The following is a 12,480-nucleotide window of genomic DNA, read 5'->3' on the forward strand; positions in this document are numbered from 1 at the left end:
CGCTCGAAATGCAAAAATTGACTTGAGGGTCCGGTGCCCGGACTCGCCTGCTATCGCTACGGAGCATAAGCTTTGCAAGATTTCTCTCACACCTGGAGATGGCGGGACGGCAAAGCCTGCGCAATCAGGCGCTTTTCTCTTGCGCGGAAGCGTGACCAATGATCGAGACTGTGGGCGTCGTACTGATCGGATCGGGGATACTGGTATTGGTTGTGCTGGGTTCACAGCATAGTGGGCGGCGGGCCAGTCCTCTCAAGCTCAAGCCGCCTCCGCTCCCGAAGGAGGAAGCGGAACTGTCCGCGCTGCAAGAATTAGAGCGGATCGGTCAAGCCGCGAGGGCAAAAGCAGAGATCGATAAAATAGATCGAAGATGGCTTCGCCCGATCGGTGTCTTCGGTCGGGTTGTCACTTATGCGGCGCTTTTTTTGGCGCTCTACATCTATTGGCCGAAGGACATCACGAAGACGCCGATCGCAAGCTTAACGTTGTCTGACATCTTCGGCACCGCCGGAGCTATCTTGATGGGATTCTTCCTGATCCAAGCTCTTTTCAATCCCAGCGAAGACAATGCTTCAAAGAATGCCTGGGAGGCCGTAGGAATGATATCGATTTTCGGCGCAATCTGCGGGCTCCTTTACCTTGGCGGGTACGTTTATCGGCACTAACAAGCAGCGGATTGAGGAACAGCGCGCATGAATTGGTTGGCTAGACCGCTTTCTTCGCGAACTGACGTGTTTCTATCCTGCGTCGGCTTAGGATTTGCTGCGTGGATACTGGGCCACCGAGTCGGGATGGACACTTTCGAATCCATCGCTTTCGCCGTAATTTTGGCGACGAGCGTCGGCGGATTGGTGGGCTATGTAGCTAACGCTAGGAAGTGATGGGCGGCGATCCGGCGCCGCGCCATCCTTAAAACTGCGAAGGCTCTCCGGTCGCGTGACCATTTTGCGCGAATGCGCGATTGCATTCGATTCGGATGAGTACGTGATATTAATCGATTAGGGTTCCGCACTGCCATGCCTATTTTGCCGAACCCAAAACACGAGGCCGCAGCTCAGGCCTTTGCTGCAGGAAAGACACAACAGCAGGCGTACACCGAAGCCGGGTTTACCTATAAACCAGCGAATGCGAGCCGATTCTTCAAGCGCGCTGACGTCCGCGCGCGGATGCAGGAGATCATTGCCGAGCGCATCGACGTCGAGCGCAAATCCAGCGAATTGGCGGTTCGGAAAGTTGGACTGACGAAGGAATGGGTAATCGAGCGCCTAATGTGGAATGCCGAGAGGTGTTTACGCGGCACACCGGTGCGGGACGCAAACGGTAAGCACACTGGCGAGTTCACCGGCAAGGTAGATGCTGCGGGCGCCAATAGGGCACTCGAATTGCTCGGCAAGCATCTAGGCATGTTTATCGATCGGCACGAAATCGGCGAACCTGGACAGTTCGCACGAATGACGGACGAGGAGCTAGATGCGGCACTGGTGGCGCAGGCCAAGGCGCTCGGTTTTCCTCAAGAAGGGATCGACTTTTTGCTGTCGAAACGCATCGACCCGATAAAGCACTAGCCTTCGTCGGGCATGGCAAGCGGTAAATGCCGAATGCACGGTGGCGCATCGCCGGGAGCGCCAAAGGGGAATTCGGAATGCATTCAAGCACGGACGATAGGCGGCAGAGGCAATCGCACCACGGCGGGAGAGTTCGGAGCTGATCCGCGTTGCTCGCACCTTAGAGCCAAGTAAGCTCAAAGTTCAATCGCGGGCGAATTCGTGGTCAGTCTGCAACGCGAGAAACGGGCCTAATCTGGGGACCAAGATGGGGACCGACCAGCTCACGACTCACAAAAATACATAAAAATCAAATAGTTGATTGATCGTCATGGCGGAGAGAGTGGGATTCGAACCCACGGTACGGTTTCCCGCACACACGCTTTCCAAGCGTGCGCCTTAAGCCACTCGGCCATCTCTCCGGGCGCCCTCTCTTGGCGGGGCGCACGGCCTTTTGCAAGCCATCAAGCGGGTCTGCCGGCAAAAAAATCGGCAAACCTTTGGTGAATCGAGCCATTCCGGGGGCAGCGCCCAAGGGCGGAGGCGATTTCAAAGGGGGGATGAACCCCGAATCGGCCCGGCGAGACCATTGATGACGCCCCCTCACGCCCGGAGATCAACGGATGACCACTGCCCACCCGTTCCGCCCCCTCACCTTGGCCGTGCTGCTGCTGAGCCTGTCGGCCGGGCTGACCACAGCCCGCGCCGACCAATGCACCCGGCAGGGGGTGGACGTGACCTGCAACGATGGCCGCAAAGGCATCTGGCAGGGCGACGCCATCCTGTGGCCGGACGGCACCCACTCCCGGCTGAAAGGGCACGACAGCGTCATCGTCGGCAACAAGGCGTCGGTGGTGGTCGGGCCGGGCGTGTTCGTCGGCCAGGGCAAGGGCATGGTGCCGATGGAAAACCCGAGCGCGCCGAACAAGCTGCGCTGCGCCGTGCTGGACGGCGTGTCGTACTGCAATTGACTGCCATCGAGCGAAAGACGATGGAGCCTCATGGTTCTCCCGGCGATGCGAAGCATCGTCCGGAGGCGGCGCGTCCGCGCCTGCTCGCCATGACAGTCCAACTCAGTGATAGCGCGCGCCCGAGGACGACGCCCGCCGCGCCCAGAAACCGGGCGGCGTGGCCGGCAGCGGCTCGATCTCGGCCTGCTCGACATCGGTGGCCTGCAGCGCACCGAGAAAATCCGCGAGCCATTGCTGGATCGAGTGCCGATGCAGCTTCGTCATCATCGCTTCGTAGCGCGCACAGCGCTCGGCGAGCGGCATTGCGAGCGCCTTTGCGATGGTCCGCGCCATGTCGTCGATGTCGTGCGGATTGACCAGGAGCGCGGCGTCGAGCTCATTGGCGGCGCCGGCGAACTGCGACAGCACCAGCACGCCCGGGTCGTTCGGGCTTTGCGCCGCGACATATTCCTTGGCGACCAGGTTCATGCCGTCATAGAGCGGCGTCACGACGCCGACCCGGGCCGTGCGATACAGCCCCGCCAGCACGCTCTGGCCATAGCCCTTGTTGAGATAGCGGATCGGGGTCCAGTCGACCTCGCCATGGCGGCCATTGACCTCGCTGACGAGTCGCGCGACTTCGTTCTGCAGCTGGCCGTAGGCCTCGATCGATTCGCGCGAGGGCGTCGCGATCTGCAACAGCGACACCGAGCGCAACAGGTTCGGATGCAGGCTCCACATCCGATCGAATGCGCCGATGCGGTTGACGAGGCCCTTGGAATAATCGAGCCGATCGACGCCGATCGCCAGCTTCTCGCCCTGCAGGCTGCGGCGCAACCGCGAGACATCCGGGTGCGACACCGCCTTGGCGGCGGCCTGCGCGAATTTGTCGGCATCGATGCCGATCGGGAACACGGCGAGGCGCGTCCGGCCATGGCGTGACTGCACCACGCCGCTCTTCACCTTCAGGCCGAGATGTGAGCGGATGCAGGCGATGAAATTCTCGCAATCGTCTTGGGTCTGGAACCCGATCAGGTCATAAGCGAGCATCGCCTCCAGCAGCTCGGCATGGTGCGGCACGCCGTCGACGACGCTGCGCGCCGGCCACGGCGTGTGCAGGAAGAAGCCGATCGGGCTCTTCACGCCGAGCACGCGCAGCTCGGCGCCGAGCGACAGGAAGTGATAGTCCTGGATCCAGAACGCGGTATCGGGCTTATGGAAGCGCAGCAGGGAGCGCGCGACGAAGGCGTTGACCTCGCGATAGGACTCGTAATCGTCGTGGGACACGCGGATCAGGTCGCTGCGCGAATGCAGCGCCGGCCATAGCGCGGAATTGGCGAAGCCTTCGTAATAGCCGGCATAATGTGCGGCGGGCAGATCCAGTAGAGCCAACGCGCCCGCGCCCAGCGGCTCGATCTCCACAATCGGTTCCAATTGCGCCCCGTCGCGCACGCGTCCCGAAGAACCGACCCAGATAGCACCGGATTTCTCGACTACCGGCAGCAACGCTGCTGCCAGTCCGCCAGTCATCGGCTCGTTGGCTTTGCCACGTGCCACCCGATTCGAAACCACGACGAGGTTCACAGGTCCCCTCCTGTTGTCCACGGTCCAGTGCGGCGAAATGAAGTTCCGATCTGTCCACGTCGGCAAGTCAATGGAACTCCATAGTCAAGGCTGCACCAGATCCTTGGTCTGCCAGTGCCATTCACGTCCGAAGTCCGCAAACGGGCATAGCGCGATGGTCATGCGAGCCTCGGAAGCGTAGCCTTGGTTAACAGGCGTTCATCAATATGGTTCCTCGACACCCTTTCAACCAAATGAAACCAAATTCAGGCGGTGGCGGGGTGTTATCGAAGCAGAGGCAAATTCAAGAGCGATTCAAAGCAATTGAAAGTCGGTCGCGTGTTCGCCGCAGAATCTGCACAGCTCCCGATGGAACCGGCGCAGGATTCCACACCGGGCTCCCGCTGCGCTCCTCACTCTTCTAATAAGATCAGCACCGACCGCCAGCCGACGTCTAGGAATCGCGACGTGCCAGTTCACCCAGGAACGTCCGGACATCATGCGGCGTGCCGAACTCACCATGGACGCCGCGCGCCGGGCGACCGACCGAGAACGACAGGCCATCGAAGTCCGGCATGATTGCGAACACGGTCTCGTCGGTGACGTCGTCGCCGATGAATAACGGCCTGCGACCCTTGAACGGCGAATGCGTCATCAGTTCGCGCACGCCGCTCGCCTTGGTGAAGCCGGCATGCTTGATCTCGCAGACGCATTTGCCCGGCAGGATCTCGATCGGCGCCTCCGGCAGATCGGCACGTATCTGAGATACGGACTCATAGATCGCCTGCTCTGCCTGCGGCGCCAGCCGATAATGCAGCGCCAGTGAATAACCCTTGTCTTCGAGCAGAATGCCGGGGCTGAGCTTGGCGATCGCGGCGAGGCGCCGCTTCAGCTCCTTGTCCAGCGGCGGCGCCTGCACCGCATCAGCCTCGCTGTCGATCGCAAGCCGCATCTCGGCGCCGTGACCGCCGACCGCCGGAAAGACCTGCGGGGCGAAGATCAGATCGATATCGTTCAACGAGCGGCCGCTGACCAGCGCGAGCGCGCCCGCCGTGCGCCGATGCAGCGTGTTCAAGGTCTCCGCAAGGCCCGGCGGCACCCAGACCTCGCGCGGCGTCGCGGCGAGGTCGAGCAGCGTGCCGTCGATATCGAGCAGGATCGCGATGTCGTCGAACCGCGGCACCAGGCTGGTCGGGGTTGATCGGGCCGTGTCGGCTGGCTTGCCAGGATCGTCTTGCAATGGCAGCTCCGGGAAATCGGTGGTGTCAGCCATGATCATATCATTCCATGACGGCCAGCGGGCGCGCCACGCTTTCCAGCGATTTCCGCTCCGCCGCCACCGCATAACGGAAGGCGACGGCCGCGGCGACCACCATCAACACAGCGCCGAACAGATAGCCGCCGAACACGGCGATGCGCGAGCCGGAATCGAGCAGCGCGCCGAACAGCGCCGGCCCCGCCACGCCGCCGATCCCGGTGCCGACGGCATAGAAGAAGGCGATCGCAAGCGCGCGCACTTCCAGCGGGAAGTTTTCCGAGACGGTGAGATAGGCCGCGCTCGCGGCCGGCGACGCAAAGAAGAAGATCACCATCCAGGCCGCGGTCTGGGTCTGCGCACTCAAGGCGCCGATCGAGAACAGATAGCCGGTCAGGGCGAGCAGGATGCCGGAGACACCATAGGTGAATGTGATCATGGTACGGCGGCCGAGCGTGTCGAAAAGCCGGCCGAGCAGCAGCGGCCCGAGCACATTGCCGGCCGCAAACGGCAGGATGTACCAGCCGACGCGATCCGGCTCGATGCCATAGAAGTCGGTCAGCACCAGCGCGAAGGTGAAGAAGATCGCGTTGTAGAAGAAGGCCTGCGCCACCATCAATGTCAGCCCGACCAGCGCGCGCTGGCGATAGGCCACGAACAGGGTGCGCGCGACTTCGCCGAGCGGCGTGTGGCCGCGCATGCGCAGCTTCATGTTCGGCAGCTCCTTCGCGCGCTGCTCGCGATCATGACCGGTGACGTCGCGCTCGATCTCGACGACGATCCTGCGCGCCTCGTCGGGATGGCCGTGGATCATCAGCCAGCGCGGGCTCTCCGGAATCCACATCCGCATCACCAATACGATCAGGCCGAGACAGGCGCCGGTGCCATAGGCCATCCGCCAGCCGAGATCGGGGCCGGTGATCGCCGGGTCGAGCAGCACGATGGCGCTGCCGGCGCCGATCGCGGCGCCGAGCCAGAAGCTGCCGTTGATCAGAAGGTCGGTCCAGCCGCGATAGCGCGCCGGCACCAGTTCCTGAATCGTCGAATTGATCGCGGTGTATTCGCCGCCGATGCCGGCGCCGGTGAGGAAACGAAACAGCGCATAGCTCGCCACGCTCCAGGACAGCGCGGTGGCCGCGGTTGCCGTGAGATAGAGCGCGAGCGTGATGAAGAACAGTTTGCGGCGGCCGATGCGGTCTGTGAGCCAACCGAAGCCGAGCGCGCCGAGCACGGCGCCGGCGAGATAGGCGCTGTTGGCAAGGCCGACGTCGAGATTGGAGAAGTGCAGGCTCGGGCTCGCCTTCAACGCCCCGGACAGCGCGCCCGCCAGCGTCACCTCCAGCCCGTCGAGCACCCAGGTGATGCCGAGCGCGAGCACGACGCGGGTATGGAAGCCGCTCCAGCGGAGATCGTCGAGCCGGGCCGGAATGTTGGTGACGATGACGCGGCCGTCATCGCCGGGCTGCACAGTTGCGGATTCGGCTGCAGATGTCCCGGATTGCGGCACAGCGGCGGCGCCATCATCGGGTGCAAATGCGTGCCGAAGAGCCATGCGGGACCATGCGAGAGCGCGGAAGCCGACCGTTCGGAGACGATGAACGGTAACGGTGAAGCAAATGCGGCAGCGCGCCGCCATGCTCCAACGCGGTGCTCGGGGACGGGTTCCAGCAGACAGGAGACGAGAAACGATCCCTGCGCATTCGCATGCAGCGGGGCCATGTTCGCAGATCACTTGTTTGAAGGCCCGCCAGCGGCCGCACGAACCGTGTCGTCCCGGCGAAAGGCAGGATCCGTGCTGCGGAATTCATCGAGGGAGCGCGGTGGCTGATGGCTTACATCGAAACCATTGCCTGGGCCATGGATCCCCGCTTTCGCGGGGATGATAGCGTGTGTGCGGCGAGCAACGTGGCAGTCAGCAGCGCTACGCCGCTCGGATATTCGCCATGAAGCGGTTGAGCTCCTCGCGCAGCCGCGCGCTTTGCGACGACAGCGATTTCGCCGAGAGCAGCACTTCTTCCGAGGCTGAACCGGTCTCGGTGGCGCCGCGATTGACCTCTGTGATATCGGCGGCCGCTTCACGCGTGCCGGCAGCGACGCCCTGCACATTGCGCGCGATCTCCTGGGTCGCCGTGCCCTGCTGCTCGACCGCGCTCGCGATGGACGAGGCGATGGTCGAGATCTGGCCGATAGTGCCGCCGATCTGCTTGATCGCGGCGACCGATTCCTTGGTCGCCTCCTGCATACCGGAAATGTGGTTCGAGATCTCGTCGGTGGCCCGCGCGGTCTGGCTGGCGAGCGACTTCACCTCGGAGGCGACCACGGCAAAGCCGCGCCCGGCATCGCCCGCCCGCGCCGCTTCGATGGTGGCATTGAGCGCGAGCAGATTGGTCTGCTCGGCGATCGCCGTGATCAGCTTGACCACGTCGCCGATCTCCTGGGCAGCCGTCGACAGCTTGCCGATGCGACCATCGGTCTCCTCGGCCTGCGCCACCGCCGATTCGGCGATGCGGTTGGATTCGCGCACCTGGCGCCCGATCTCCGCCACGGAGGTCGAGAGTTCCTCGGTCGCGGTCGCGACGGATTCGATGCCGCCGGTGGCTTGCTCCGAGCTGCCGGCGACACGGCCGGCGAGATTTTGCGTGGTCTCCGCGGTACGGGTCAGGGTGGCCGCAGCGGATTCAAGCTGATGGGCCGATTCCGAGACATTGGCGACGATCGAACCGACCGCGGTCTCGAACTCGTCGGCAAAGCGGATCAGTTCGGCGCGGCGTGCCGCACCGGCCGCCTTGTTCTGTGCATCCTGGCTCGCGGCATCGCGCTCGGCCTTGGCGATGGCCTGCACCTTGAACTCTTCGACCGCCGCCGCCATCTCGCCGATCTCGTCAGTGCGCCCGAGCCCGGGAAGCCTGACGTCGAAATTGCCGGAGGCGAGTTCGCGCATCGCCTTGCACATCGTGATCATCGGCCGCGAAATGCCGTTGCCGAGCATCAAGGCCAGGGCGGCGCAGAGCGCCAGGCCGCCGATCGCGAGCATCGCGATCAGCCGCTCGATGTCCGAAATCGTCGCGTTGGTGGCGGTCTCGATGCGCTCCTGGTCCGCCGTCAGGTCGGAGCGCAGCCCATTCGACAGTTTGAGGATCGTGACCGCGGCCTCGCCCATCTCCTTCTCGCGCTTCGCGAGCGCCTTGACGTTCTCCGCCAGCTTGGCAAAGCTGGTCCGGTACTGCTTCAGGAGCTCGCCGAGCTCGGTCACGCGCTGGGATATCTTTTCGTCGTTGGCATAGATCGTGACCAGCGAGTTCTCCAGGAAGCGGATGCGCGCGATCGCCCCATCCGCCGCACGCGGCTCGGATTTGGGGGTGAACGTACCGACCAGCGTCGAGGCGGTCAGGTACTGGCCGGTCAGGTCCTTGGCAGTGGTCTGGATGCTCGGAAGGCCCGCCAGCGCCGCGGTATCGGCAAGATCGTCGAACTTGTAGCGGATCTTGTTGCCCGTGACCGTCAATTGCTCGGTCGATATCCGCTTGTTCTCGCGTGTCAGGGTGACGATGTCGGCAAAGATCTTGCTGAAGACCTGAAACTCACTTTGCAGTTGCGAAAGCTGCGCGCGCCGCTCCGGCGCCGTCGTCGCCGCCGCCGATTTCGCCACGGCCGCCTGCAGCCGCTCCTGTGCCGCCATCGCCGCGCTCTCATCGTCCGGGCTGCCGGTCAGCGCGTAATAGCGGGCGAGCGCCTGATAGGAGACCAGCTCCCGGTCGATGATGCGCGCCGCATCCGCTTCCGCGACGCTGGCGCGATACGCAGCAACGGCCGAGGCAACCCGCTCGAACCCGAAATAGGCGAAGCCGAGGCTGGCCGCCGAGATCACCAGAACCAGGGCAAATCCGACAATGATCTTACCGCGGAAGCGAAGGGTCAGAAAACTTCCAGGCCGCTGCCCTGTCGCCGAACGCGCAGACATTCTCCAACCCCCAATTCCACCCGTCGCAAATAGCGGCCACGCCGGGCGGACGGCCCAGCCGCGATCAAAACTACGTCACAATGGATAAGGGCCGGTAAATTTGCGGAGGCTACATACAAGGTATGCCGCCAGATCCGGCTTGCCTCAGGCATAGGCAGGTAGAGCGCCTCCCGTCTCGTACTGCTCGACGCAAGACGCCGCGATGACATCCGGGACAAAAATTCGAGTTGCAAAGTGACGAGGCGCTGTTTCTAATTGGAATAAGTAAAAATCAAGCGGGAGGATCAACGTGTCGACAGTCAAACTGACGGTGAACGGCAAGCAGGTTGCGGTGGAGGTCGAGGACCGCACGCTGCTGGTCCAGCTGTTGCGCGAGAACCTGAACCTGACCGGGACCCATGTCGGCTGCGACACCAGCCAATGCGGCGCCTGTGTCGTCCATATCGACGGCCGCGCAGTGAAATCCTGCACGGTTCTGGCCGGCCAAGCCGCCGGCAGCAACGTGACCACCATCGAAGGCATCGCCAAGGGCGACGAACTGCATCCGATGCAGGCCGCCTTCCGCGACAATCACGGCTTACAATGCGGCTATTGCACGCCGGGCATGATCATGTCGGCCATCGATATTGTGCACCGCCATGGCGGCGAACTCGACGAGGCGACCGTGCGCGAGGAGCTCGAAGGCAACATCTGCCGCTGCACCGGCTATCACAACATCGTCAAAGCCGTGCTCGACGCAGCGGGCCGCATGAAGATGGCTCAGGCCGCCGAATAGGCGGGGCCACCCCACGACATCAACACTGCCGCTCTCGATGGGGAAGCGGTGGAATAACGAACTCCGGCAGGGAGAGGATCGCATGGGCATTGAAGGCATTGGCGCCAGCGTTGTGCGCAAGGAAGACAAGCGTTTCATCACCGGCAAGGGCCGCTACGTCGACGATATCAAGCTGCTGGGCATGACCTATGCCCATTTCGTCCGCAGCCCGCATGCGCATGCCAAGGTCAGGAGCATCGACACCTCCGCAGCCGAGGCGATGCCGGGCGTGGTCGCGGTGCTGACGGGCCGGCAGCTTGTCGACGACAAGATCGGCAACCTGATCTGTGGCTGGGCCGTTACTTCCAAGGACGGCTCGCCGATGAAGATGGGTGCGTGGCCGGCGATGGCGCCGGAGACCGTGCGCTTCGTCGGCCAGGCGGTGGCGGTCGTGATCGCCGAAAGCAAGAACCTCGCACGCGATGCCGCCGAGGCCGTCGTCGTCGATTACGAGGAGCTGCCGGCGGTGCCGGACATGCCCTCCGCCTTGAAGCCGGGCGCACCGCAGCTGCATCCGGAAGCGCCGGGCAATGTGGTCTACGACTGGTCGATCGGCGACGAGGCCGCCGTCAACGCGGCCTTTGCGAAGGCCACCAATGTCGTCAAGCTCGAGCTCACCAACAACCGCCTGGCGCCGAACGCGATGGAGCCGCGCGCGGCGATCGCCGATTATGACGCGGCGGAAGAACATTTCACGCTCTACACGACCTCGCAGAACCCGCATGTCGCCCGCCTCGTGCTGTCGGCGTTCTACAACGTCGCGCCCGAACACAAGCTGCGGGTGATCGCCCCGGACGTGGGCGGCGGCTTCGGCTCGAAGATCTTCATCTATCCCGAAGAGATCGTGACGCTGTGGGCGTCCAAGAAGGTCAACCGTCCGGTCAAATGGACCGGCGACCGCAGCGAGGCGTTCCTCACCGACGCGCATGGCCGCGACCACATCTCCACCGCCGAGATGGCGTTCGACGCAGACAACAAGGTCCTGGGGCTTCGGGTCAAGACCCACGCCAATTTCGGCGCCTATATGTCGCTGTTCTCCTCCTCGGTGCCGACCTATCTCTACGCCACCCTGCTGTCGGGCCAGTACAACATCCCGGCGATCTATGCCGAGGTGATGGGCGTCTACACCAACACCACGCCCGTCGATGCCTATAGAGGTGCGGGCCGCCCGGAAGCCAGCTATCTGCTGGAGCGCATGATGGAGACGGCCGCACGGCAGCTGAAGGTCGATCCGGCCGAACTCCGGCGCAAGAACTTCATCACGCAGTTCCCGCACCAGACCCCGGTGATCATGGCCTATGACACCGGCGACTTTAATGCCTCGCTCGACGCGGCACTGAAGGCGATCGACTATGCCGGCTTCCCCGCGCGCAAGGCGCAGGCGCAAGCCCAGGGCAAGCTGCGCGGCATCGGCTTCTCCTGCTACATCGAAGCCTGCGGCATCGCGCCCTCGAAGGCAGTCGGCAGCCTCGGTGCCGGCGTCGGCCTGTGGGAATCCGCCGAGATCCGCGTCAACCCCGTCGGCACCATCGAGGTCCTCACCGGAAGCCACAGCCATGGCCAGGGCCACGAGACCACGTTCTGCCAGCTCGTCGCCGACCGGCTCGGCATACCGATCAGCCAAGTGCAGATCGTCCATGGCGACACTGACAAGGTGCAGTTCGGCATGGGCACCTACGGCTCGCGCTCTGCGGCCGTCGGCCTCACCGCGATCCTGAAGGCGATGGAGAAGGTCGAAGCCAAGGCCAAGAAGATCGCGGCGCATCAACTCGAGGCGAGCGAAGGCGACATCGTGATCGAGAACGGCGAGTTCAAGGTCGCGGGCACCGACAAAGCGATGGCGCTGCCGATGGTCGCTCTCGCCGCCTATACCGCGCACAACCTTCCCGACGGTATGGAGCCCGGACTGAAGGAGAGCGCCTTCTACGATCCGACCAACTTCACCTTCCCGGCCGGGTCCTATGTCTGCGAGCTCGAGGTCGATCCGAAGACCGGCAAGACCTCGTTCGTCAACTTCGTCGCGGCAGACGATTTCGGGCGGCTCATCAACCCGATGATCGTCGAAGGCCAGGTCCATGGCGGCCTCGTCCAAGGCATCGGCCAAGCCCTGCTCGAGCACGCGGTCTATGACGGCAATGGCCAGCCGGTCACGGCATCGTTCATGGACTACGCGATGCCGCGAGCCGACGACGTGCCCTCGTTCAAGCTGAGCCACACCACCACGCTCTGCCCGGGCAATCCGCTCGGCGTGAAGGGCTGCGGCGAGGCCGGCGCGATCGGGGCCTCGGCGGCAGTGATCAATGCCATCACGGATGCGATCAGCAACAACAAGCTCGAAATGCCGGCAACCCCGGACCGCGTCTGGCACGCGATCCACGGCAACGCCTGAAGAC

Annotated in this window: 9 protein-coding genes and 1 tRNA gene; 5 read left to right on the plus strand and 5 right to left on the minus strand. The window is 63.6% G+C overall.

Going from position 1 to position 12,480, the window contains the following annotated elements; all coding sequences use genetic code 11:
* Positions 1 to 158: 158 nt before the first annotated feature.
* Positions 159 to 665: a hypothetical protein gene (locus tag QX034_RS10690; protein ID WP_316195366.1), complete on the plus strand. Its 507-nt coding sequence runs from the start codon at positions 159 to 161 to the stop codon at positions 663 to 665.
* Positions 666 to 1,016: 351 nt separating this feature from the next.
* The gene (locus QX034_RS10695; protein ID WP_316195368.1) at positions 1,017 to 1,565 is read left to right on the plus strand and encodes a hypothetical protein; all 549 of its coding nucleotides are present in this window, start codon (positions 1,017 to 1,019) and stop codon (positions 1,563 to 1,565) included.
* A gap of 311 nt (positions 1,566 to 1,876) precedes the next feature.
* Here the strand turns inward: QX034_RS10695 and QX034_RS10700 are convergent.
* Positions 1,877 to 1,966, minus strand: a tRNA-Ser gene (locus QX034_RS10700).
* Between the two features lie 201 nt (positions 1,967 to 2,167).
* On the opposite strand from QX034_RS10700, the gene QX034_RS10705 reads away from it, so the two are divergent.
* Positions 2,168 to 2,515 carry a hypothetical protein gene (locus QX034_RS10705; protein ID WP_315702610.1) on the plus strand — a complete coding sequence of 116 codons (348 nt, stop codon included), beginning with the start codon at positions 2,168 to 2,170 and terminating at the stop codon, positions 2,513 to 2,515.
* A gap of 102 nt (positions 2,516 to 2,617) precedes the next feature.
* Here QX034_RS10705 and QX034_RS10710 read toward each other — a convergent pair whose 3' ends face one another.
* The 4 genes from QX034_RS10710 to QX034_RS10725 form a co-directional block, all read right to left on the minus strand.
* The gene (locus QX034_RS10710; RefSeq protein WP_315702609.1) at positions 2,618 to 4,078 is read right to left on the minus strand and encodes a trehalose-6-phosphate synthase; all 1,461 of its coding nucleotides are present in this window, start codon (positions 4,076 to 4,078) and stop codon (positions 2,618 to 2,620) included.
* A 433-nt stretch (positions 4,079 to 4,511) separates the two neighbouring features.
* Positions 4,512 to 5,336, minus strand: coding sequence for a trehalose-phosphatase (gene otsB, locus QX034_RS10715; protein ID WP_315744140.1), 825 nt, complete (start codon positions 5,334 to 5,336; stop codon positions 4,512 to 4,514).
* 1 nt (position 5,337) lies between these two features.
* A complete protein-coding gene (locus tag QX034_RS10720) occupies positions 5,338 to 6,864 on the minus strand; it encodes an MFS transporter (RefSeq protein WP_315769387.1) in 1,527 nt (508 codons plus the stop codon).
* Positions 6,865 to 7,233: 369 nt separating this feature from the next.
* A complete protein-coding gene (locus QX034_RS10725) occupies positions 7,234 to 9,273 on the minus strand; it encodes a HAMP domain-containing methyl-accepting chemotaxis protein (RefSeq protein ID WP_315744138.1) in 2,040 nt (679 codons plus the stop codon).
* Positions 9,274 to 9,562: 289 nt separating this feature from the next.
* Here QX034_RS10725 and QX034_RS10730 point away from each other — a divergent pair, with 289 nt between their 5' ends.
* Complete coding sequence (locus QX034_RS10730; RefSeq protein ID WP_315702605.1) at positions 9,563 to 10,048, plus strand: (2Fe-2S)-binding protein; 486 nt, start codon at positions 9,563 to 9,565, stop codon at positions 10,046 to 10,048.
* Positions 10,049 to 10,130: 82 nt separating this feature from the next.
* Positions 10,131 to 12,476 carry a xanthine dehydrogenase family protein molybdopterin-binding subunit gene (locus QX034_RS10735; protein WP_315702604.1) on the plus strand — a complete coding sequence of 782 codons (2,346 nt, stop codon included), beginning with the start codon at positions 10,131 to 10,133 and terminating at the stop codon, positions 12,474 to 12,476.
* Positions 12,477 to 12,480 lie beyond the last annotated feature (4 nt).

The organism is Bradyrhizobium sp. SZCCHNR3119, from assembly GCF_032487775.1.
Lineage (GTDB): Bacteria > Pseudomonadota > Alphaproteobacteria > Rhizobiales > Xanthobacteraceae > Bradyrhizobium.